18 protein-coding genes are annotated in these 22,693 nt (G+C 73.8%); 11 read left to right on the forward strand and 7 right to left on the reverse strand.

Annotated elements, in window-relative coordinates:
- Positions 1–51 precede the first annotated feature (51 nt).
- Positions 52–1,347 (forward strand): LCP family protein, encoded by a 1,296-nt coding sequence (locus tag ACSTA4_RS24910; RefSeq protein ID WP_444961230.1) that lies wholly within the window; start codon positions 52–54, stop codon positions 1,345–1,347.
- A gap of 565 nt (positions 1,348–1,912) precedes the next feature.
- On the opposite strand, the gene ACSTA4_RS24915 is transcribed toward ACSTA4_RS24910, so the two are convergent.
- Together ACSTA4_RS24915 and ACSTA4_RS24920 are read right to left on the reverse strand one after the other, a co-directional pair.
- Positions 1,913–3,130, reverse strand: a complete 1,218-nt coding sequence (locus ACSTA4_RS24915) for an NADP-dependent isocitrate dehydrogenase (RefSeq protein WP_013154964.1) — start codon at positions 3,128–3,130, stop codon at positions 1,913–1,915.
- 183 nt (positions 3,131–3,313) lie between these two features.
- On the reverse strand, positions 3,314–3,799 hold the full coding sequence (locus ACSTA4_RS24920) for a DUF3017 domain-containing protein (protein ID WP_444961231.1): 486 nt from the start codon (positions 3,797–3,799) through the stop codon (positions 3,314–3,316).
- A 525-nt stretch (positions 3,800–4,324) separates the two neighbouring features.
- On the opposite strand from ACSTA4_RS24920, the gene ACSTA4_RS24925 reads away from it, so the two are divergent.
- Complete coding sequence (locus ACSTA4_RS24925; protein WP_274974730.1) at positions 4,325–4,930, forward strand: FHA domain-containing protein; 606 nt, start codon at positions 4,325–4,327, stop codon at positions 4,928–4,930.
- A gap of 333 nt (positions 4,931–5,263) precedes the next feature.
- Here ACSTA4_RS24925 and ACSTA4_RS24930 read toward each other — a convergent pair whose 3' ends face one another.
- The 3 genes from ACSTA4_RS24930 to purN are packed head-to-tail and all read right to left on the reverse strand — an operon-like array spanning position 5,264 to position 8,338.
- Positions 5,264–6,121, reverse strand: a complete 858-nt coding sequence (locus ACSTA4_RS24930; protein WP_444961232.1) for a bifunctional methylenetetrahydrofolate dehydrogenase/methenyltetrahydrofolate cyclohydrolase — start codon at positions 6,119–6,121, stop codon at positions 5,264–5,266.
- A 16-nt stretch (positions 6,122–6,137) separates the two neighbouring features.
- On the reverse strand, positions 6,138–7,706 hold the full coding sequence (purH, locus tag ACSTA4_RS24935; protein WP_444961233.1) for a bifunctional phosphoribosylaminoimidazolecarboxamide formyltransferase/IMP cyclohydrolase: 1,569 nt from the start codon (positions 7,704–7,706) through the stop codon (positions 6,138–6,140).
- Positions 7,703–8,338 (reverse strand): phosphoribosylglycinamide formyltransferase, encoded by a 636-nt coding sequence (gene purN / locus ACSTA4_RS24940; RefSeq protein WP_416024099.1) that lies wholly within the window; start codon positions 8,336–8,338, stop codon positions 7,703–7,705. The genes purH and purN overlap by 4 nt, the downstream gene beginning before the upstream one ends.
- A 439-nt stretch (positions 8,339–8,777) precedes the next feature.
- Between purN and ACSTA4_RS24945 the strand changes: the two genes are divergently transcribed.
- From ACSTA4_RS24945 to ACSTA4_RS24985, 9 genes are all read left to right on the forward strand, one after another.
- Positions 8,778–9,170: a DUF4190 domain-containing protein gene (locus tag ACSTA4_RS24945; protein ID WP_274974733.1), complete on the forward strand. Its 393-nt coding sequence runs from the start codon at positions 8,778–8,780 to the stop codon at positions 9,168–9,170.
- 215 nt (positions 9,171–9,385) lie between these two features.
- A complete protein-coding gene (locus ACSTA4_RS24950; protein WP_444961234.1) occupies positions 9,386–12,007 on the forward strand; it encodes a lipopolysaccharide biosynthesis protein in 2,622 nt (873 codons plus the stop codon).
- Complete coding sequence (locus ACSTA4_RS24955) at positions 12,007–13,434, forward strand: ligase (protein ID WP_444961235.1); 1,428 nt, start codon at positions 12,007–12,009, stop codon at positions 13,432–13,434. The genes ACSTA4_RS24950 and ACSTA4_RS24955 overlap by 1 nt, the downstream gene beginning before the upstream one ends.
- A complete protein-coding gene (locus ACSTA4_RS24960) occupies positions 13,431–14,654 on the forward strand; it encodes a phosphotransferase (RefSeq protein WP_274974735.1) in 1,224 nt (407 codons plus the stop codon). The genes ACSTA4_RS24955 and ACSTA4_RS24960 overlap by 4 nt, the downstream gene beginning before the upstream one ends.
- A 144-nt stretch (positions 14,655–14,798) precedes the next feature.
- A complete protein-coding gene (locus tag ACSTA4_RS24965; protein WP_416023414.1) occupies positions 14,799–15,680 on the forward strand; it encodes a sulfotransferase family protein in 882 nt (293 codons plus the stop codon).
- Positions 15,650–17,398 carry a lipopolysaccharide biosynthesis protein gene (locus ACSTA4_RS24970; protein WP_444961236.1) on the forward strand — a complete coding sequence of 583 codons (1,749 nt, stop codon included), beginning with the start codon at positions 15,650–15,652 and terminating at the stop codon, positions 17,396–17,398. The genes ACSTA4_RS24965 and ACSTA4_RS24970 overlap by 31 nt, the downstream gene beginning before the upstream one ends.
- Before the next feature lie 284 nt (positions 17,399–17,682).
- On the forward strand, positions 17,683–18,141 hold the full coding sequence (locus ACSTA4_RS24975; RefSeq protein WP_444961237.1) for a UDP-N-acetylglucosamine--LPS N-acetylglucosamine transferase: 459 nt from the start codon (positions 17,683–17,685) through the stop codon (positions 18,139–18,141).
- Complete coding sequence (locus ACSTA4_RS24980; protein WP_444961238.1) at positions 18,138–19,724, forward strand: glycosyltransferase; 1,587 nt, start codon at positions 18,138–18,140, stop codon at positions 19,722–19,724. The genes ACSTA4_RS24975 and ACSTA4_RS24980 overlap by 4 nt, the downstream gene beginning before the upstream one ends.
- Before the next feature lie 57 nt (positions 19,725–19,781).
- Entirely contained in the window at positions 19,782–20,366 is a 585-nt protein-coding gene (locus tag ACSTA4_RS24985; RefSeq protein WP_444961239.1) for a GNAT family N-acetyltransferase, read from the forward strand.
- Positions 20,367–20,465: 99 nt separating this feature from the next.
- Here the strand turns inward: ACSTA4_RS24985 and ACSTA4_RS24990 are convergent, their stop codons facing one another.
- Together ACSTA4_RS24990 and ACSTA4_RS24995 are read right to left on the reverse strand one after the other, a co-directional pair.
- Entirely contained in the window at positions 20,466–21,590 is a 1,125-nt protein-coding gene (locus tag ACSTA4_RS24990; RefSeq protein ID WP_444961240.1) for a glycoside hydrolase family 26 protein, read from the reverse strand.
- Positions 21,591–21,692: 102 nt separating this feature from the next.
- A complete protein-coding gene (locus tag ACSTA4_RS24995; protein WP_444964269.1) occupies positions 21,693–22,583 on the reverse strand; it encodes a sulfotransferase in 891 nt (296 codons plus the stop codon).
- Between the last annotated feature and the right edge of the window lie 110 nt (positions 22,584–22,693).

Here is a 22,693-nt window from a genome sequence, read left to right on the forward strand (position 1 = left end):
GTGGAAGTAAGCGACGAGGCGATCCACGACGCTGAGCAGATGGGCGATGCGATGGCTGACCGACGAAACCGTGACGACCCCGGTCGCACCGGTGAGCACGACAGACAGGGCGTGTTCCGGCGCGGCGGGTCCCCGGGCAGGCCGGACGAGTTCGAGAAGCTCTACCGCCCGCGCGAGTCCGAGCAGAGGGTGGTCGGCGAGACGCGTCGGCTCCCGCCCGCCGAGGACGTGCCCCCCGCGCGGCCGAGGCGGTCCCCGAGGCCTCAGCAGTCCCAGAGGTCCAGGCGCACCCACAGCGCCGGACGCGTCTACGACGGCCGCGGCATCGAGCGCAGGCGCAAGGAGCGCAAGCGGCGGCTGGCCACCACCGTCACGGTGACCGTGCTGGTGCTGGTGCTGGTCGTCCCCCTGGTCTTCGTCGGCGGGTTCTACGTGTACGCGAACTCGCGGCTGGAGCGGGTGGAGGCCCTGCTGGACTACGAGGGCCGCCCGGACGGGCAGCCCGGCACGACCTACATGGTCGTCGGCTCCGACAGCCGCCAGGGCCTGTCGGAGGAGCAGATGGACGAGATGGCCACCGGCTACGCCGAGGGCCGCCGGACCGACACCATCATGGTGCTCTACATCCCCGACGAGGGCGACCCCACCATCGTCAGCGTCCCCCGCGACTCCTACGTCCCCCTGGCCGTCCCCGGTTACGCCGACAACAAGATCAACACCGCCTTCGCCGACACCGTGTGCGGCACGAACGACGCGGGCGAGGAGGTCTGCGGCGGCCCCGCCCCCCTCGTGGAGACCTTCGAGCGCGCCTCGGGCGTGCACATCGACCACTACGTGGAGATCGGCATGGGCGGCTTCGTCGACATCGTGGACGCGGTGGGCGGCGTGGAGCTGTGCCCGGAGGAGGCCATGGCCGACCCCAAGGCCGGGCTGGACATCGAGGCGGGCTGCCAGACGATGGACGGCGGCACCGCCCTGGGCTACGTGCGCACCCGGGCCACGCCGCGCGCCGACCTGGACCGCATCGCCCGCCAGCGCGAGTTCTTCTCGGCGCTGGTCCAGACGGCCAGCGCGCCCTCCACGCTGTTCAACCCCTTCGAGTCCGTCCCGCTGGTGCTCGCGGGCACCGACACCTTCATGGTGGACGAGGGAGACGACCTGCGGCACCTGGGCAGCATGCTCCTGGCGATGCGCGGCGGTACGCAGACCACCGCGATCCCCGTGGGACAGACCCCCACGCTGGACGGGGTCGGCTCGGTGGTGGTCTGGGACGAGGCGCGCTCTGAGGAGATGTTCGCCGCCATGCGGGCCGGGGAGCCGATCCCCGAGAGCGCCTTCCAGGAGTAGGCCGGAGGCAGGACCGCCGCGGGCCGTGGAAGGGCGGACGGTCCGGGGAAAGGCGAAGGGCCCGTCGCCGAGGCGACGGGCCCTTCTTCGTGACGTTCCGTACTGTGCGCGCCTACCCCCCAGCGGGCGCACGGCCGGCACGTCGGTCACAGTGGCAGAGGAGCCGAAACCCGCTCTGGCCTGCCGATTCTCACCGGCACGTCTCCACAATAGGTCAAAGCACGCTTAAGGTGCGAATCCTGTGCACGTGGCCTATGTCGCACCCTCTGGCCTCTGCGGTGGTCCGGCGTTGCCATCCTGCCACCGCCGACCCGCGCATGTACGCCGAACACGGGAAACACGCCGGGAAACTTTGACCGACCGCGGGCCCAGAACCCCGCGAAGGCCGCGTTTGCGACACCCTGGCCCCGTGGAGGCGGGTTCCGCCCGCCCCGGACACGGCGAAGCCCGGCCGCCCCCCGAGGGGCGACCGGGCGTGAGCGAGGTCTCACCCGGACGGTCCGGATCAGGACCGTCCGGGTCCGGGCCCGCCGCGTGCACCGCCGCGCGGACGGAGCGCGGGGGCTCAGGCCAGGCGCTTGGCGAGGTTCTCGTCCAGCGCGGCCAGGAACTGCTCCGTGGTCAGGAACTCCTGGTCGCCGCCGACGAGCAGCGCGAGGTCCTTGGTCATCTGGCCGCCCTCGACGGTCTTGATGACGACGTCCTCCAGGGTGTTGGCGAACTCGACGACCTTGGGGGTGTTGTCGAGCTTGCCCCGGTGCTCCAGGCCGCGGGTCCACGCGAAGATGGAGGCGATCGGGTTGGTGGAGGTGGGCTTGCCCTGCTGGTGCTGGCGGTAGTGGCGGGTCACCGTGCCGTGGGCGGCCTCGGCCTCGACCGTGCGGCCGTCCGCGGTGCGCAGGACGGAGGTCATCAGGCCGAGGGAGCCGAAGCCCTGGGCGACGGTGTCGGACTGCACGTCACCGTCGTAGTTCTTGCAGGCCCAGACGTAGCCGCCCTCCCACTTGAGCGCCGCGGCGACCATGTCGTCGATGAGGCGGTGCTCGTAGGTCAGGCCCGCGGAGTCGAAGCGGTCCTTGAACTCGGTCTCGAAGATCTCCTGGAACACGTCCTTGAACATGCCGTCGTAGGCCTTGAGGATCGTGTTCTTGGTGGACATGTAGACCGGGTAGTTGCGGTCCAGGCCGTAGTTCAGGCTCGCGCGCGCGAAGTCCTCGATGGACTTGCGGAAGTTGTACATGCCCATCGCGACGCCGCCGGCCTCGGGGAAGTTGGCGATGTCGAACTCGACCGGCTCGCTGCCGTCGGCCGGGGTGTAGGTCATGGTGACCGTGCCGGGGCCGGGCACCTTGAAGTCGGTGGCCTTGTACTGGTCGCCGTGGGCGTGGCGGCCGATGATGATCGGCTTGGTCCAGCCCGGGACCAGGCGGGGCACGTTCTCGCAGATGATGGGCTCGCGGAAGACGACGCCGCCGAGGATGTTGCGGATGGTGCCGTTGGGCGACCGCCACATCTTCTTGAGGCCGAACTCCTCCACCCGGGCCTCGTCCGGGGTGATGGTGGCGCACTTGACGCCGACGCCGTGCTCCTTGATGGCGTTGGCCGCGTCGACGGTGATCTGGTCGTCGGTGCGGTCGCGCTCCTCGATGCCCAGGTCGTAGTACTTCAGGTCGACGTCGAGGTAGGGGAGGATCAGACGGTCCTTGATGAAGGACCAGATGATCCGGGTCATCTCGTCGCCGTCGAGCTCGACTACGGGGTTCTCGACCTTGATCTTGGCCATGGCTGTGTGGCTGTCCCTTCAGTCTTCGCTGCCGCCTCGTGCGCCGCGGGCCCGTGTCCGGCTCGTGGCCGGAGGCCGGTCCGCGCACCCGGCGGTCCACCGGTCCCGTCCGGGGTCCGTGCTCCCCGGCGGGCAGGTGGCTTCTCGGTGTCGCGGTATCTCGACGTCAAGCTTATTCGACGCCTAGGCGGACAGTTGCGGCGCCACCCATGCCAGCACGATCAGCAGGACCGCGAGGGTGGTCAGGGTGAGCAGGTCGATCCACCGGCGGCGCACGGCGAGCATCCCGACCCAGTCCCGGGGCAGGAGCACCCGGAAGGTCGCCGCCAGCAGCAGCGCGCCCGCGATGATCGCCGGTCCGCGCTTGAAGTAGGCCGCGGCCACGACCACGATCCCCGCCGCGAGCGCCGACATGACCAGGAAGTAGGGCACCTGCGAGAGCCAGTACGGCGCCTCGGGCCCCTCCGCGGTCGGCTCCCGCGCGACCTCCCCGGAGTCCGCCCCGGAGTCCCTGGCGGAGCCGCCGCCGGGCTCCGGCCCCTCGGGGCCGTCCCCGCCCGGCGCTCCCCCCTCGGGCTCCCGTCCGCCGCGGGCCGCCCCGCCTGGTGCCCTCGCACCGGGCGCGCCCTCGTCCGCGTCCGCCAAATCCGCCTGCCCCGCCTTGTCCACCGCGTCCCGACCCGTTCGGTTACGAATGTGCTTGGCCGCCTCGCGGCTCGTTCACGGTCTTCTCCCGGGAACTGGCACGGACCGGCCATCCGTCGAGGACTGGCTGTCCGAAAACCGAACACCGCTCCGGAGGCTCGCGTCCGTGAGGGTTTCGGCGGCGCCGCGCGGGAAGCGAGGCTTCCCGTCCGGGAGAGACTGCGCCCATTGTAGTGATCCGGATCGCCGACTCCTCAGGGCTCACGGAAACGGCCCGGCTCGGGCCCCGAACGCCCATGACCGTTTCCCGCTTCCGGTTCGGCCACAGAGCCGTATTTGCACGCCTTATCCGTCTAACTCCGGAGTAAGCGCGTAGAACGCTTACCGCCCGGGTAACCAAGCTGGAGATGAGTGCACCGGTGAGCGAGGACCACCCCCATGAAGCCCACTCCACGCGTAGACCGAACCGTCACCCCACGACAGCCTCCCCTCCACCACCGTCGCCCGCACCCCCACCGGCAGCGCCACCCCACTCCGGGAGGAACCACCGTGGACGGGCCCTACCTCCGCGTCGAAGAGACCGGGGACATACGCCAGCTCGCCGGTGAGGTCACCACGGTCGGCCGCGGGGAGGGCGCCGACATCCGGCTGAACGATCCGAGCGTCTCCCAGCTGCACGCCGAACTGGTCCGCCGCGGCCCCTACGTCTACGTGGTGGACCTGGGCCTGTCGCGCAACGGGACCCGGGTGAACGGCCGCCCCATCGCCCGCCGGGTGCTGGAGGAGGGCGACGTGGTGAGCTTCGGCACCGCGCGCTGCCGGGTCGGCGGACTGCCCAAGGAGCAGATCAGCCCCGACATCGAGCTGCGCCGCGGCGCCGCCCCCGAGCTCACCCGCCGGGAGCTGGACGTGCTGACCGCGCTGTGCCAGCCCGCGCTGTCGGAGGAGGCCTTCGTGGCCCCCGCCACCGCCCGGGACATCGCCGAGGCGCTGGTGGTCACCGAGGCGGCGGTCAAACAGCACCTGTTGCGGCTGTACCAGAAGTTCCGCATCCCCGAGGGGCAGAACCGCAGGACGCGGCTGGCCAACGAGGTCGTGGCGCTGGGTCTGGTGCGGCCGATGCCGATCGGCGGCTCGGCCCGCAAGGCAAGCTGAGCGCTCCCCCGGCCCCACCGGAGGGGTGACGTGCGAACGGTCGGGCCGGGTCCGGTCACACGGTGTGACCGGATTCGGCCCGTGTGTGACGCCGGAGCCGGGCCCCGCCTCGGACGGGGCCCGGGAGGGGTGTGGTTAGGGACGGCTCTTCGGACCGGCCTCAGCTTGTGGGGGTCGGTTCGGGCGCCCACGGGGTTCTGGAGGTGGCGGAGGCGGGTTCGCGAGGAACGAGCGAACCCGCCGAAGACACCACTGTGCCTGCTACAACCCCATTCCCGTTCTCCGGGCGCCCGAACACGGGCCGAAGCGAAGCGGAGGCCCCAAAAACACTGCCTAAAGGGCGGCGGCCTGCCGCTCGGCGGCCTCCACCACGTTCACCAGCAGCATCGCCCGGGTCATCGGGCCCACGCCGCCGGGGTTGGGCGACAGGTGCCCGGCCACCTCGGCCACGTCGGGGACGACGTCGCCGACCAGGCCCGACTCGGTGCGCGAGACGCCCACGTCCAGCACGGCCGCGCCCGGCTTCACCATGTCCTTGGTGATGAGCCCGGGCACTCCGGCACCGGCGACGATGATGTCCGCGCGGCGCGTGTGCTCGGCCAGGTCACGGGTGCCGGTGTGGCACAGGGTGACGGTGGCGTTCTCCGACCGGCGGGTCAGCAGCAGGCCGAGGGGACGGCCCACGGTCACGCCGCGCCCGACCACGACCACCTCGGCGCCCTTGAGCGGCACCTCGTAGCGGGTGAGCAGCTCCACGATGCCGCGCGGGGTGCACGGCAGCGGCGCCTCCTGCATCAGCACCAGCTTGCCGAGGTTGGAGGGCTGGAGGCCGTCCGCGTCCTTGATCGGGTCGATCAGGCCCAGCACGCGGTTCTCGTCCAGGCCCCTGGGCAGCGGGAGCTGCACGATGTAGCCGGTGCAGGCCGGGTCCGCGTTGAGTTCGTGGACGGCCTGCTCCACCTGCTCCTGGGTGGCGTCGGCGGGCAGGTCGCGGCGGATGCTGGCGATGCCCACCTGGGCGCAGTCGCGGTGCTTGCCGCGCACGTAGGAGTGGCTGCCCGGGTCGTCGCCGACCAGGACCGTGCCCAGACCGGGGGTGACGCCGCGGTCGTGCAGCTTCGCCACCCGCTCGGAGAGCTCCTCGCGGATGGACTTGGCGACGGCCTTGCCGTCCAGGACGATCGCGCTCATGCGTGTGTCTCCTCGCTCAGTGGAAGAAGTGCCGGGTCCCGGTGAGGTACATGGTCACGCCGGCCGCCTCGGCCGCGGCCACGACCTCCTCGTCGCGGACCGAGCCTCCGGGCTGGACGACGGCGCGGACCCCCGCGCCGGTGAGGATCTCCAGGCCGTCGGGGAAGGGGAAGAAGGCGTCGCTGGCCGCGACGGAGCCGGTCACCCTCTCGCCCGCGCGCGTGACCGCCAGGCGGGCGGAGTCCACGCGGTTGACCTGGCCCATGCCCACGCCCACGGTGGCGCCGCCGGAGGCCAGGAGGATGGCGTTGGACTTGACCGCGCGCACGGCCTTCCAGGCGAAGGCCAGGTCGGCCAGGGTGGCCTCGTCGGCGGGCTCGCCGGTGGCCAGGGTCCAGGTGGAGGGGTCGTCGCCGGGGGCGTCGATGGCGTCGCGCGACTGCACCAGCAGGCCGCCGCTGATCTGGCGGTGCTCCACGCCCGCGCCGGGGCCGGAGCCCTGCGCCACGAGCAGGCGGATGTTCTTCTTGCGGCTGAGGATCTCCACGGCCGCGGGCTCGAAGGCGGGGGCGACGACGACCTCGGTGAAGATCTCCGCGATCTGCCCGGCCAGCTCCTCGCCGACGGGTCGGTTGGTGGCGATGACGCCGCCGAAGGCCGACACCGGGTCGCAGGCGTGCGCCCTGCGGTGGGCCTCGGCGTTGTCGGCGCCGACGGCGATCCCGCACGGGTTGGCGTGCTTGATGATGGCCACGCACGGCTGGTCGAAGTCGTGGGCGGCGCGCAGCGCGGCGTCGGCGTCCACGTAGTTGTTGTAGGACATCGCCTTGCCGTGCAGCTGCTCGGCTCCGGCCAGGCCGGTCTCCGGGGCGCCCGCGACGGTGTACAGCGCCGCCTTCTGGTGGGGGTTCTCGCCGTAGCGCAGGACGTCCCTGCGGTTGTGGACGGTGGCCAGGAAACCGGGCCAGCCCGACTCGGCGGCCTCGGCGTCGGGGGCGTACTCGGCCGCGAACCAGTCGGCGACGGCCGCGTCGTAGGCGGCGGTGTGCTGGAAGGCGAGCCCGGCCAGGCGCTTGCGCTGCTCCAGGGTGAAGCCGCCGTCGCGGACGGCCTCCAGGGCGGCGTCGTAGCCGCCCGGGTCGACCACGATCGCGACGCTGCCGTGGTTCTTGGCCGAGGCGCGCACCATGGCGGGGCCGCCGATGTCGATCTTCTCGATGCAGTCGGCCTCGGAGGCGCCGGAGGCGACGGTGTCCCGGAAGGGGTAGAGGTTGACCACGACCAGGTCGAAGGGGGCGATGCCCAGCTCCTTGATCCTGGCGACGTGCTCGGGGTTGTTCTGGTCGGCCAGGAGCCCGGCGTGCACGGAGGGGTGCAGCGTCTTGACGCGGCCCTCCATGATCTCGGGGAAGCCGGTGACGTCCTCCACGGGGGTGACGGGGATGTCGGCGGCGCGCAGCCGCGCGGCGGTGGAGCCGGTGGAGACGATCTCCACCCCGGCCTCGGCCAGGCCGATGCCCAGCTCCTCCAGACCGGTCTTGTCGTAGACGCTGATCAACGCACGCCTGATGGCCTGCTGGGTCACCGGTTCTCCTTCGTGTCGGTCGCGTCGGTGACGCGCTGCTCGGTGCGGCCGAACCGCACGTGCCTGCCGTCGATGGTCCAGCCCTCGCGGGCGAGCCTGCCGACCGTGTCGACCAGCATCGCCCGCTCCACGGTCTTGATGCGCTCGTGGAGGCTGGCTTCGTCATCGCCGTCCTCGACGGGCACCGCGACCTGGTCGATGATCGGACCGGAGTCGACGCCCTCGTCGAGGAAGTGGATGGTGGTGCCGGTGACGCGGACACCGTGGGCGAGCGCGTCACGCACGGCGTGCGCGCCGGGGAAGGAGGGCAGCAGCGCGGGGTGGATGTTGACCGCGGGGTGGCTGCCGATCACGGCGGGGCCGAGGATGCGCATGAAGCCCGCGGAGACCACCAGGTCGGGGCGGTGCTCGCTGATGCGTTCGGCCATGGCGGCGTTCCACCGCGAGCGGTCGGGGTAGTCGCGGAAGGGGACGACGAACGCGGGCACACCGGCCTCCTCGGCCAGTTCGACGCCGCGGGTCCCCTCGCGGTCGGAGCCGACGGCGACGACGGTCGCCCCGTAGGCCGGGTCCCTGGCCGCCTCCAGCAGGGCGGCCATGTTGCTGCCCGTGCCCGATATGAGGACCACCACTCGCGCGGACAATGCTTCTCCCATTGTGTAGAGAACGGTGCGAGAGCCGCCTCTGGCCTTCCGGGGGCGCCGGGGGACGGCGCAGCATCCGGATCTCGCGTACGCCGGTCCGGGGCCGGCGCGCGCCGGAGCCGGAGGCGTGGTATGCGGGTGACCCGATCGTCCTCCGCCGGGCGCTCCCCCGCGGGCCTCCGTGGGCCGGAGGCGTCCGTTGGGGGTGGCGGCGGGTGACGGGCGGGTGACGGGCGCACCCGCTGGGCCCGCCCGCGTTCCCACCCTATCGGTCCAGGTAGCGTCTACCCACGGGGAGTGGGTGTTGGCCGGCCTGTGACGGGGGTCTCGGTGGCCCGCGGACCGGCGTGACCATGGACGACGGGTAGCCTCCGTGCGGCGGAGGCGACCACGGCGCCCCGAGCGGGGCGCGCATAAGGAGTGAACCTTGACCGACAACAGCCCGGAGCCCCGGAACGAGGGGCAGCCGCCCAGAGCCGAACGCGGCGGCCTGTGGGGCCTGTTCTTCGGGGCGGCCGGCCTGCTGCTGCCGCCCTACGGGGTCGTGCTGTCCGTGTTCGGTGTCGTGCAGGGCTTCCGGGCGAGGCGGGCCGCGCGGGCGAACCGCACCGAGGCGCCGGGCGCGCTGATGAGCGTGGTCGTTGGCGTGCTGGGGATCGTGATGTCGCTGTCGCTGTTCGCGGTGGCCGTGGTGTACCAGGAGCAGATGGCGCAGTACCGGGACTGCTCGGCCCTGGCGCACACGGTCTCCAGCCAGAACGAGTGCGACGAGGCGTGGGAGTCCTCCACCGGTCTTCCGCCCACGGTGGTCATCAGCTAGGTCGGTCGAGGCGTCCGAGGGGGCGGCGGGGGTGTCCCGCCGCCCCTTTCGCGTGCCCGGGAGTCTTCCCGGGTTGTGACGCGCTCTCCGGTTCCGGTCACTACCCGAGTCGGGAAACGGCCGCTCGCCCACGCCGCGAAGATCCCCCAAGGGATTACACTTAGTATGCAATCAATCACTAAAAGTGTTGACTACCTTTGCGCGGAGAGGACTCGATGGACACCGACGCCCCCGGCCCGTCCGGACCGGAACTGAGGGAGTACACGGCACTGCTGCGCCGCCGCTGGCGGTTCGTCGGCGCCGGGGTGCTCGGCGGGCTGGCCCTGGCCTCCGCCGCGGCGGTCGGACTCCCCGCCGCCTACACCTCCGTCTCCGCCGTCCAGGTCCAGCCCAGCGGGATGGCCGAGTTCACCGGGGAGCGCTCGGGCCGCCTGGCCGGGGACGTCAACCTCGACACCGAGGCGCAGGTCCTGCTGTCGGACCGCGTGTCGTCCGCCGTGGCCGAGGCCCTGGCGGAGGAGGGCGGTGCCGCGCCCTCGGTGACGGACCTGCGCGAGCGGGTGGACGTGAGCGTTCCCCCCAACAGCAGCGTCCTGGAGATCAGCTACTCCGCCGGGAGCCCGGAGGCCGCGCGGGCGGGCGCGCAGGCCTACGCCGACGCCTACCTCGAACTGCGCCGCGAGCGGATCGACGAACTGATCGACAGCCACCTGGAGGCGCTGCGCGGTGAGCAGGAGGCCCGCTACGAGGCCCTCGCCGAGGCCGCCGGGGAGTCCGCCGACCCCGGTGCGGACGCGCGGGTGGAGGCCCTGCGCGCGGAGATCACCGAGCTGGGCAACGGAATCAGCCCGCTCAGCGCCCTGGCCGAGACGGTCGAGCCCGGCAGTGTCATCACCCCGGCGGGGCTCCCCGAGCGCGCGAGCAGCCCGATGCCCGCCCTGTGGCTGATCGGCGGCGGTGCGCTCGGCCTGCTGACGGGGCTGCTGGCGGCCGTGGTGCGCGACCGCCTCGACCCGGGGCTGCACGACGCCGAGGAGACCGGGCGGATCGGGGCGGTGCCGGTGCTGCTCGACCTGTCCGAGCGGGTCGGGCGCGGCCAGCGCTCCCCCGGGCTGCTGACGGACGGCGACCGGCGCGGGCAGCGGGTCAACGAGTTCGCGCACCTGGTGCGCGCCCGCCTCGCCGCGGTCCCCGCTCCCTCGGCGGCCGACCGGCCCTCGGAGGGTGCCGGGGCGGGCGGGACGGGAGTGTCCGACCGCGCCGGAACGGCCGCGGACGCGGGCGGCACCCGGGAGGAGGACGGGCTGGCCGGACTCCTCGGTGAGGAGGAGGCGGTCCTCGGCCGCGTGCTGCTCGTCACCGCGACCACCCCGGGTCGCGCCGGTGCGGCGGCCGCGGTGAACCTGGCCGCCTCCCTGGCCCGCACGGGCTCGGAGACGCTGCTGGTGTGCACCGACCCCCGCACCGACACGGTCGGCGAGCTGCTGGGACTGCCGGAGGGCCCCGGGCTGGCCGAGGCGCTGCTGGAGGGTGAGGACCCCGCCGACCTGGAGGTGCGTCCCGACGCGGTGTCCCGGCTGCGGGTCCTGCGCTACGGGTCGCCGGGTCTGGACGCGCCGGTGCAGGGCACCGCCATGCCGGAACTGGTGCGGCTGCTGCGGGCGGGGGCCGAGTACGTGGTGGTGGCGGTGGCGCCGGTGAGCGAGCGCGCCGACGCGCACGCGCTGGCCGGTTCGGCCGACCTGATGCTGCCGGTGGTCGAACTGGACCGCACGCGCCGGGCCGAGCTGCGGGAGCTGCTCGTCCTCGCCGACCGGTTCGGGGTGCCCGTTCCGGGCACGGCCGTCCTGCCGCGTCAGCCGCTGGCCGGGCCCGCGCCGGTGGCGTCGCCGCCCGCCGCCGAGCCGGTCGCCGGGGAGCCGGTCCCCGGGGAGGAGGCCGCCGGGTCCGGCCGCACGCCCGGAAGGGACGGAGCGGTCGGGTCGGACGAGCGGGCCGAGGAGTCGGCCGGGGCCGCGAAGGGCCGCGCCGGTACGGGGATCGCGCTGACCGGCATCGTCAGCGAACTGCCCCCTGCCGGGGCCACCGGGACGCGGGGGCGCGGCGGGGCGGCACGGCCCCCGGCGCCCAGGGACGCCGAAGGGGTTCCCGGGGTGCCCGGCCCCCGGCGGGCGGAGGCCGCGGCGGGACGCGGGAAGGCCGTGGAGGGTCCGGCGGAGGACGCGGACTCCGCGGGCGCGGACGTCGGTGAGCGAGCCGGTGGCGTCGGCCCCGCCGAGGAGCGCTCCGGGGTGGCCGGGACCGACACGGCCGCGCGAATCGCGGAGGCGGACGGAGCCGAGCGGATCGCGGAGGCGGGCGGGGCCGACGACGGCACCGCACAGGACGCGGCTGCTCCCCGCGACGGCGGGATACCCGCGGGCTTGGAGGTCCCCCGCGTGCTGGGCGGCGACGGCGCCACCCAGATCCCGGTGACGCCCGAGGCCACCGGGACCGGCCGGACCGGGGAGGACGCCGCGGCCCCGGACCGGACCGGAGCGGACACAGCTGGCACAGACACGACCGGAGTGGACCGGACCGGCGGGGCCAGCGGCGGAGCCGCGGGGACCGCGGCGGCCCCGGGCTCGGCCTCGGAGGCGGAGATGGCCTTCGGGCTGGCCCGGACCGCCGAGTCGCGGGAGTCCCACGACCCCGAGGCGACCGTCAGCGGCGCCGAGGCCACGGAGGCCCTCGTGGCCTTCGCGACCGAGGGGACAGAGGGAACCGAGGAGCCCCGGCCGACCGGAGCCGCCGGGGACTCCGCATCCCCGGACACCGCCCCGGGGACCCGGAACTGATGGCCTGGAGCACGTCCGCACGCGCCCCCCGGCCGACCGCCGGGGCGGCGGGCCCCGTCGTCGGGGGCCTCGGGGACCCGCTCCCCGTGGGCGGAACCCGCGTCGGCACCGGTCGGCCGCTGCTCTGGCTGCTGGCCGGGTACCCGCTGTGGTGGGCGCTGGGCCTGGGGCAGTTCGCGTACTGGCTGTTCGCGGTCCCGATGGCCGCCGAACTGGTGCGCCGGCACCGCGCCACGGGGCTGCGGGTCCCCCCGGGGTTCTGGCTGTGGGCGCTGTTCCTGCTGTGGACGGTGCTGGGCCTGTGCCTGGTCCACCTGGAGATGCCCGGAACCGTGCCGGGCAGCGGCGGATACGGCGGCGCGGTGCTCCGCGCGGTCAACTACCTGGTGCTGACGGTCCTGCTGCTCTACGTCGGCAACCTCTCCGAGCGCGAGCTGCCCACGCGCGCGGTCGTGGGCGCGCTGGCGGTGCTGTGCCTGACCACGATCGCGGGCGGCTACCTGGGCATGCTCGCGCCCCGGTTCGAGTTCACGGCCCCGGCGGAGTACCTGCTCCCCGCCGCCCTCGCCGCCGACCCCTACATGCAGACCCTCATCCATCCGGCGTCGGCGCAGGTCATGGACATCTTCGGGTACGAGTCGGCCCGGCCGAAGGCGCCCTGGGAGTACACCAACGTCTGGGGCTACATGCTCTCCCTGCTGCTGGTGTGGCTGGTGGTGGGCTGGGTGGCGCAGGGTTCGGGCTGGGTGCGCTGGGGTGGACTGGCCGCCGTCGCGCTGGCCGTGGCCCCCGCCGTGTACTCGCTCAACCGGGCCCTGTGGGCGGGGCTGGCCCTGTCCGCGGCCTTCGCGGCCCTGGTGGCGCTGCGCCGCGGCCGGGTGGTCCTGGTGGGCGCCTGCGCCGTCGCGGGCCTGGCGGTGCTGCTGGCGCTGGCCGCCTCACCGCTCGCCGAGGTGGTGAGGGCCAGGCTCGACAACCCGCACAGCGACGACGGCCGGGCCGCCACCAACGCGGCGTCCGTGGAGGCCGCCCGGCTGTCCCCGGTCACGGGGTGGGGCACCACCCGCGAGAGCCTGGGCAGCTCGGAGTCGATCGCGATCGGCCCCACCTCCGAGTGTCCCGGCTGCGGCCAGCACGTCATCGGCAACGCGGGACAGCTGTGGATGACGCTGATCGCCGGTGGCTGGGTGGGCACCGGCCTCATGCTCGCCTTCTTCGCGCACGTCGTGTGGCGCTACCGCCGCGCGGCCTCGCTGGAGGGGCAGGGCGCGCTGCTGACCGTGCTGCTGCTGTTCTGGTACATGTTCTTCTACGTCGCGCTGATGTCCCCGCTGGCCGTCACCATGGTCGCCGTCGCCCTGCTGTGGCGGGGCGAGGAACCGGTGCTCCGGCGGCGGACCGCGCGCACCCGCGGGGGTCTTTGGTGAACAGCGAGACGACCTACCTGACCGACCTCGCCGCGGTGCTGTGGCCGTGCGGCGGACTGCTCGGCCCCGGCGACCGCGGTATGCGGCGGCTGGTGCGCCGCGACCGGGGCACCCAGTACCTTCCGGTCCCCAACGCGCAGAACCCCCGGGTGATCCTGCCCGCGCACGACCGGTCGGCGGCCACCCGGGGCATCACGTCCTTCGCGCAGGGGCACTCGTTCCGGGAGAGGGCGCGCACACTGCTGCTGACCGGGGCGTTCGCCACCGGGCTGGCCCCGCTCCTGCTGCGGGACCGGCTGTACGTGGGGGCCGGACCGGGCATCGAGCACGCGCTCACGGCGGCGCTGGACCGCGATCTGGCCGTCGCCATCCACGTGGGCCCGCCCCGGGCCAACCGCAAGCCGGTGCTCCTGCTGCTCACGCCCGGCGGACGCACGATCGGCTACGCCAAGGTGGCCGTCAACGACCTGACCTCGCGCCTGGTGCGCGCCGAGACGCGCGCCCTGCGCCAGCTCGCCGAGGCCCGCCTGCCGGACGTGACCGTCCCCCGGCTGCTGCACGAGGGCGAGTGGAACGGCCACCCGCTGCTGGTGCAGGAGGCGCTGCCGGTGGGCGTCCAGACCGACCGGCCCACACGGCGCCAGCTGCTGAGATGCGTGACGCAGATCGTCGGACTGTCCAGGGTGCGGCGCCGGAGGCTGTCCGACAGCCCCTACCGGCGGTCGCTGGAGGAGCGGATCGTGACGCTGGGCACGCGCCCCGAGGTGGCGCCCCTGCGCGCGGCGCTGCGCCGCCTGCCCGACGTGTACGTGCCGTTCGGAGCCTGGCACGGCGACCTGACCAGGTGGAACATCGCCAGCACCGCGCGGCGCGCGTTCGTGTGGGACTGGGAGCGCCTCGCCATGGACGCCCCCGCGGGCTTCGACGCCCTGCACTACGACCTCAACGAGTGCGTGCAGGCCGGGGTCCACCCGGGGGTGCACCGGTGGCTGGAGAGCGGGTCGCGGCTGCTGCGCGACCCGCTGATGTCCGAGACCGGGGTCCGCTCCCACACGGTGTCCACGGTGATGGCGCTGTACCTGATCGACCTGGCCACCCGGTACCTGCACGACCGGCAGGACGAGAGCGGCGGCCACCTGGCGGCCGTGGACGACTGGCTGCTGCCCGCGCTGGAGGGGCTCCAGGAGAGGGCGGCCCACGAGGCCGCCCACCAGACCTGAACGTCCCCGCGGGGCCCGAGCGGTCCTTTCGGGTCCGGGCGGTCCGGCGAACCAGGCCACCCGATCGATCGACACGACCCGCCGAGCCCGGGCGCCGAGGACGGCTGCCGGGGTTGACCGAAACTGCGACAGAAGGAGCACGTGATGCCCCGGAGCACCGTTCCCGTCCTGTTCCACCGCATGGCCGTCCCGGCCCGGAAGGCGCTCCTGCCCCTCGCCGACGGCCTGGGCGCGCTCACCGCACCGGCCCGCGCCCTGCCCGACTTCCTCGTCTGCGGGGCGCAGCGCTCGGGCACGACGTCGCTGTTCAGGACGCTGTGCCTGCACCCGTGCGTCACCGGGCCCACCCTGCGCAAGGGGGTGCACTACTTCGACACCGGCTACCGCGGCGGCCCGGACCGGTACCGGGCGTACTTCCCCCTGCGCGCGTCGCTGCGGGCCCGGCCGGGGCGGCCCCGGGTGAGGGTGGTCGAGTCCAGCCCGTACTACCTGTTCCACCCGCTGGCCGCCGAGCGGATCGCCCGCGACCTGCCGGACGTGCGGGTGGTGGTCATCCTGCGCGACCCGGTGGAGCGGGCCTACTCGGCGCACGCGCACGAGACCGCGCGCGGCTTCGAGACCGAACCGTTCGAGCGGGCGCTGGAACTGGAGCCGGAGCGGCTGGCCGGTGAGGAGGAGCGGATGCTGGCCGATCCCGGGTACCTGTCGTACTCCCACCAGCACCACGGCTACGTGGCGCGCGGCCGCTACGCGGACCAGCTGGCGCGGATGGAGAAGCACCTGGGACGGGACCGGATGCACGTGGTGGACCACGCCGACCTGTTCGACGGCACGGCGCGGGCGCTGAGCGGGGTGGAGCGGTTCCTGGGGCTGCCGCCCGGACCGGGCGACGCTCCGGGCAGGCACAACGCGCGCGCCCGGACGAGCATGCCCGAGGGGCTGCGCGCGGAACTGGCGGCGCGGTTCGCCGACAGCGACGCGCGGCTGGCGGACTGGTGGGGGCGCGTCCCCTCGTGGCGCGCGTGACCGCCGCGGCGGAGCGGGAGCGGGCGGGGCTGCGCCGCGTCCTGCGCGGCGGGGCGGTCAACATGGCGGGGGCCGTGGTCGGCGCCGCGCTGAACCTCGCGGTGATCGTGACGATCACGCGGGCGTTCTCCCAGGAGACGGCGGGGCTGCTGTTCTCGGCGACGTCGGTGTTCCTGATCGCCGCGGTGGTGGCCAACCTGGGCGCGTCGGACGGCTTGGTGTACTTCATCGCCCGGATGCGCGTGTTCGGCGAACCCGGGGGCGTGCCCCGGCTGCTGCGGACGGCCGCGGCCCCGGCCGTGCTGGCCGCGTGCGCGCTGGCGGTACTGCTGCTGGTGTGCGCCGGGCCGGTGGCACGGGGCCTGGGGGGCGGCGAGGCGGAGGTCTACCTGCGGCTGCTGGCGGTGTTCCTGCCGTTCGCGGTGCTGGCGGACACGGCCCTGGCCGCGACGCGGGCCCACCACGACATGGCCGGGACCGTGCTGGTGGACAAGGTGGGCCGTCCGCTGGCGCAGCTGGCCCTGGTGGCGGGGGTCGCGCTGTCGGGGGCGGCGGGGCTGTTGGCGCTGGCGTGGGCGGGGCCGTACCTGCCCGCGGCCGTGGTGGCGTGGTTCTGGCTGGGGCGTGTCGTGCGCCGGGCCGTTCCCGAGGCCGGTGGCGCCTCCGGGGATGCGGACGGCTCGGGGGACGCGGGTGCCCTCGGGGAGGCGGGTGGCCCCGGAAAGGCGGGTGGCTCGGGGGAGGCGGGTGGCCTCGGGAGGGCGGCGCCCGGAGGGAAACGGGGAACTCCCGGTGACGCCGGTGCCGCCGCGACGGCTGTGGCGTCGGGGACCGGCCGTGCGTGTGAGGAGCCCGCGACCACGGGGACGGCCGTGGCTCCGGAGGCCGTGGAAGAGGCCGTGGAGAGGGTGGGCGCGCGGACGTTCTGGGCCTTCTCCCTGCCGCGCGCGGTGGCCGCGGTCGCCCAGATGGGCGTGCAGCGCGGCGGCGTGGTCCTCGTGGCGCTCCTGGGCGGGCTGAGCGGCGCGGCGGTGTTCACGGCGGCCACGCGGGTCATGGTGGTCGGCCAGTTCGGCACGCAGGCGGTGCTGTACGCGGCCCAGCCCAGGTTCGCCGAACAGCTGGCGACGGGCGACCACGCCGGGGTCCGGACCCTCTACCAGGCGGGAACGGCTTGGCTGGTGTGCCTGCTGTGGCCTTTGTACCTGTCGGTGCTGGTGTTCGCCCCCCAGGTGATGCGGCTGTTCGGGCCGGAGTACGCGGCGGGGGCGACGGCGCTGGCCGTGGTGTGCGCGGGCCAGCTGGCGGCCGCCGCGCTGGGGATGGGCGACCTGGTCCTGACCATGACCGGGCTGACCCGGCTCAACCTGGTCAACAACGTGCTGTCGCTGGCGGCGAACGTGCTGGTGTGCGTGCTGCTCGTACCCGCGGCCGGAGCGACCGGGGCGGCCGTGGCCCTGGTGGCCGCGATGCTGGTGCGCAAGCTGCTTCCGCTGTGGCAGCTGCGCTCCCGCGTGGTGCTGCACCCGTTCAGCCGCCCGGTGCTGGCCGCGACGGCCAGCGCGGTGACCTGGTTCGGCGTCCTGCCGCTGCTGTTGGAGGCGCTGCTGGGCGGTGGGGTCGCGACGCTGGTGATGGCGGTGGCCTCGGGAGCGGTGGGGCACCTGGTGACGGTGTGGTCGCTGCGCGGTCTGCTGGGGCTGGATCCGCGTCGGTGAGTCGCGCCGCGGCGACCGGAGGCGGTGGGGCGTGCCGAGGTAGGTGGAAGCGGTGCGGGCACGCCGAGGCGACCGGAGGCGGTGCGAGGCCGAGGACGCCGACCGAGGAGTTCGGTCGGAGGCGGTGCGGGCACGCCGAGGCGGGCGGGCCCTGGGGACCCCCCGTTATCCATGAAAGCCCCTGCGCGCGCCCGGCGGAAGACGCCCTCTTCCGCCTGTGGACAACCGGTGCGCCTCGCCGCGACCCTCCCAGCGACTACAAAGAGTTATGAAATGATGACCCCATGTCTCCACGACCGGTTCTCCTGGTGGCCTCCAGCGGAGGGCACCTCGCCCAGTTGTGCTCACTGCGCCCCTGGTGGCGGCACCGCGAGCGCGTGTGGGTGACCTTCCGGACCCCCGACGCCGAGTCCGCCCTGACCGGCGAGCGCGTCCGGTGGGCCTTCCACCCCACCACCCGCCACGTGGGCAACCTGCTGCGCAACTCCTGGCTGGCCGTCCGCGTCCTGCGCGAACGGCGCCCGTGCGCGGTGGTCACCACCGGCGCCGGGGTGGCGCTGCCGTTCTTCGCCCTGGCGTGGCTGCTGCGGATACCGACCGTCTACATCGAGGTCTACGACCGCCTCGACACACCGACGCTCACCGCCCGGCTGTGCCGTCCGTTCACCCGGCTGTTCCTCGCCCAGTGGGAGGAACAGCGCGCCTTCATGCCGACCGCCATCACGGTAGGACCGCTGCTTTGACCGAACAGACCACGCGTCCCGTCCAGCGACCCGACGACAGCGGCCACCCCGACGTGGTCGTCAGCCTCGGCACCGACCACCACTCCTTCGACCGGCTGGTCCGGTGGATCGACGACTACGCCCGGCGCCACCGGAGCCTGCGCTTCCTGGTCCAGCACGGGCACAGCGCCGCCCCCGCGGTGGCCGCGGGCGCCCCGTTCCTGCCCGGCGAGGAGCTCGGCGAGCACATGCGCCGGGCCCGGGTGGTCGTCGCCCACGGCGGGCCGGGCACCATCGTCCAGGCCCGCCGCGCCGGACGCCTGCCCATCGTCGTCGCCCGCGACCCCGAACTGGACGAGCACGTGGACGAGCACCAGCTCCTGTTCGTGCGGCGCCTGGAGGAGGCGGGCCGGGTGCGCTCCTGCGCGACCCCCCAGCAGCTCTGCGCGCTCCTGGACAGGGCGCTGGCCTCGCCCGGGGACTTCCGGGTGGACCCCGGCGACGGCGAGGGCACCGAGCGGGCCGCGCTGCGCGCCGGGGAGCTCATCGACCTGCTCACGCGGGGCCCGGGCGCGACTGCGGAACCCGCCGCACCCGCCGCACCCGCCGACACGGCCGCCGCCCGCACGGCCGGAGGCGGCACGGACCCGCTGGCCGCCGCCCGCACCGCCGCCTCCGGCTCCGGCGACGGCGGACCCCTGCCCGGCGTGACCGTGGTGGTGCCCACCCGCGACCGGCCGGAACTGCTGCGCCGGACCCTGCGGGCGATCAACGAGCAGGACTACTCCGGCCGCATCACCACGATCGTCGTCTTCGACAACGACCAGCCCGACCCCTCCCTGGCCCGTTCCGACGGCGACCGCCCCGTGCGGGTGGTCACCAACACCCTCACCCCCGGCCTGGCCGGGGCCCGCAACACCGGTGTGCTCGCCGCCGACACCGACCTGGTGGCCTTCTGCGACGACGACGACACGTGGCTGCCCGGAAAGCTCCGGGCACAGGTCGACGTCATGCTCGACGAGCCCGGCACGGAGATGGTGTGCTGCGGCATCCGGGTGGTCTACGACAGGGTCGAGGCGGTCCGCAGCCTGGACCGCACCAGCGTGACCTTCGGCGACCTGCTGGGGTCGCGCCTGACCGAGCTGCACCCGTCCACGTTCCTCATCCGGCGCCGCGCCATGATCGACGGCTGCGGAACCGTCAGCGAGGAGATCCCCGGCAGCTACGCCGAGGACTACGAACTGCTGCTGCGCCTGGCCCGGCGCGGCCCCATCCGCAACATCCCCGAACCGGGCGTGCGGGTGCTGTGGCACCGCAGGTCGCACTTCTCCGGGCGCTGGCGGACCATCTCCACCGCCCTGCGCTGGCTGCTGGACCGCTACCCCGAGTTCGCGCTGGTGCCGCGCGGCCACGCGCGCGTGGCCGGGCAGATCGCCTTCGCCGAGGCCGCCTCCGGACGTCGGCGCGCCGCTCTGCGCTGGATCGGCACCACCGTCCGCAGCCGCCCGGCCGAGGCCCGCGCCTACCTGGCGCTGGCGGTGGTGCTCGGGGTGCCCGCCGGGTGGGTCACGCGCGCGCTGCACCTGCGCGGCAGGGGCCTGTAACCTCGGTCCGCGCGCCGGGCCCCCGGCGCGTGGACCGAGCGGCAGAGAAGGACGCGCATGATTCGCAGGGCCACCCCCGAGGACGTCGAGGGGGCGGCGGACACGCTGGCCGCCGCCTTCGCGGACTATCCCTTCACCCGTCACGTGATCAGCGCCGACGGCCACGGGACGCGACTGCGGGAGTTCCAGCGCGTCTTCCTCGCCGACGTCGGCCTTCCGTACGGGCGGGTGTGGGTGAGCGACGACCTCCGGGCGGCCTCCGTCTGGACGGTGCCCGGTGCCGACGGCGCGCAGGAGGCCATGGAGGCCCTGCTCCCGGGGCTCGTGGAGCTGGCGGGCGACCGCGCCCCGGCCTACGCGGCGGCCGAGGCCGCCATGGAGCCGTACCGGCCGGAGGAGCCGGTGTGGTTCCTCGGCACCGTGGGCGTCCACCCCGCGTCCCGGGGCCGGGGGCTGGGGAGGGCGGTGATCGGCGCGGGCCTGCACGAGGCCGACGCGGCGGGCTTCCCGGCGTTCCTGGAGACGTCGACGGAGGACAACGTGGGCCTGTACACGTCGCTCGGCTTCCGGGTGACCGCCGAGTACGTGCTGCCCGGGGGCGGCCCGCGCACCTGGTCCATGTTCCGGCCCGTGGGCGGCTGAACCGCCGCCCCCCGTACGGGCCCCACACGCGCGGACCGCCGCCCCCTGCGGGAGCGGCGGTCCGCGCGAACCGTCCCGGACGGCCCGGGCCCCGGGCGGTCAACCCCGTTCCTGGGCGTACTCGGCCAGGCGGCGCACCCGCTCGGGCAGGTACACGTACGGGTCCTGTCCGGCGGCCTCGAAGCCGCGCTGGGCGTACTCGTCGGCCCGGATCCGGAAGTCGCAGTCCGCGGACAGCTTGTTGTCCCACACCTTGACCGCGCGCACCCGCTCGTAGCGGCGCAGCACGTCGGGGATCTCGGAGTACCACTCCAGGGTCTCCTGCGGGCCGATGTGCGTGGTGCCCATCTCCCCGATCATCACCGGCTTGTCCGGGTCGATCCCGTGCTCGGGCCCCTCGTTCTGGAACCACTCGTAGGCGGGGCGCATCATGTCCTCGAAGGAGTACACCTCGTCCCAGTGCGGCTGGGAGTCGCAGCCGGTCATGTTGTACGCCTCCCAGCTGACCCAGTCGACGTAGTCGTTGCCGGGCCACAGGCCGGGGAGGCGGTCGAAGTTGCCCTCCCAGCCGGTCACGTTCCACACCCAGACGGCGTTGTCCGCGCCCTCCTCGCGGTACAGGTCCACGATGTGCCGCCAGGCCCGCACAAACTCCTCGGGCGTGCCGCGCCTGTTGTAGCGCGTGTTGGCGTCGGCCTCGTGGTCGAAGGTGACGAAGTAGGGGACGTCCAGTTCCGCGATGGCGCGGGCCTGGGAGCGCAGTGAGTCGTCGAACTCGCCGTCGATGAGGGACTCGTAGGAGACCGCCGGATGCCCGGAGCGCGTGAACCGCCGGGCCTCGATGTTGGTGTGCACGAACCTGCCCTCGGCGATCAGTCGGCGTTCGCGCTCGCCGGGGACGTTGGCCTGGTCGACGCCGCGCCAGGTGTAGACGATGTCCATGCGGCGGTCGACCGCCTCCTCCAGGGGCTCGATCCGGTCCTGGTAGGGGCTGGCCCCCCACCAGACGCCGCACGAGGGCTCCAGGATCTCCGAGACGGTGCACTCCTCGTCGGTGGCGTACCCCCCGCGCCAGGGCGGCTCCGTCGCTCCCGCGGGCCGGTCCGAGGGTTGCCGTGGAGAGGACGAGGCCCCGCCCGCCGGGGCGTCCCCCGCTCCGACCAGTGTCAGGACGAGGGTCAGTGCCCCCGTCGTCGCCAATGCCCGTACCGGTCCCCTGTCCACGTCGAACTCCCCCAGTTCTCCAAAAGTGACTTAGAGTGTTCAGATGAACACCATACGTCATAATTGGGGCGGACAACAGTCCTTGAAGTGGCAAAACGGACTTCAGTAGCCGTAACGCCCCCGGGACGGAGCCGTCACCGCGGCCACCAGGCGCCGCCGCCAGGAGGGCATCGCCTCACGCCACCCGTGGTCGGCGCGGACCCCGACCCGCCCAGCTGTGAAGCGCATCGGGTTGCCCGACACGGCGTGCCCCTCCGACAGTTCGAAGCCGCCCCGCGCCGCGTCCGGCGGGGTACCCGCGTACCCCGCGAACTCCGCGATCCGGGCGAACTCGCCCCCGGGGTCGGCGACGAAGTCCTCGTAGCGCACGCGCAGGGTCGGGACGCCGCGCCGGGCCAGGGCGTCGAAGGAGGCGTTCTGGGCCATCCACTGCACCGACGCCCGTCCGGCCGAGTAGCGGGCCATCTCCGGCTCGCTACTGTCGGGGGAGGCGTCCGGGCGCGCCACGCGCCTGGCCCAGGAGTGGGCCACCGCACGCGGGTCGCGCACCACGTGCAGCAGGCGCATCCGGGCGCCGTAGCGCCAGCGCAGGCAGGCGGCCAGGGAGGCGTGCTTGCTGGCGTCCACGATGACGTGGGCGCCGCTGACCAGGGACACCGCCGAGTACAGGCGGTGGTAGAGCTCGGTGTAGCGGTCGCAGCGCGAGGCGAGCAGCCCCTGGTGGGCTCCGTTGAGCAGCACCGGCAGGAAGCGGGTGCGGTCGACGCGGTCCTTGAGCCGCAGCACCTCCCCGGTGTCCAGGCGGTCCCAGCCGCCGAAGGCCTCCTTGCCCACGTCGGACCAGAAGCCGCAGCCGGAGAACGGGCGGCCGCAGCCGCACAGCTCGTCCTCCACCAGTCCGCGCCGCCACAGGTGCACGACCTCGCCGACCGAACAGAACCCGGGCAGTTCGCCGAGGAGCCGCTCGATCAGGGTCGAGCCGGAGCGGCCCATTCCACCGACGAACACCAGTCGATAACCATCGTCCACCCCACCAGGCTATTACTTTCGGTCACCATGTAGGACCCCGAAGTGACGGACGCGTGCCCGGACCGCGGCCCGGA

It is taken from the genome of Nocardiopsis sp. M1B1 (assembly GCF_052466615.1).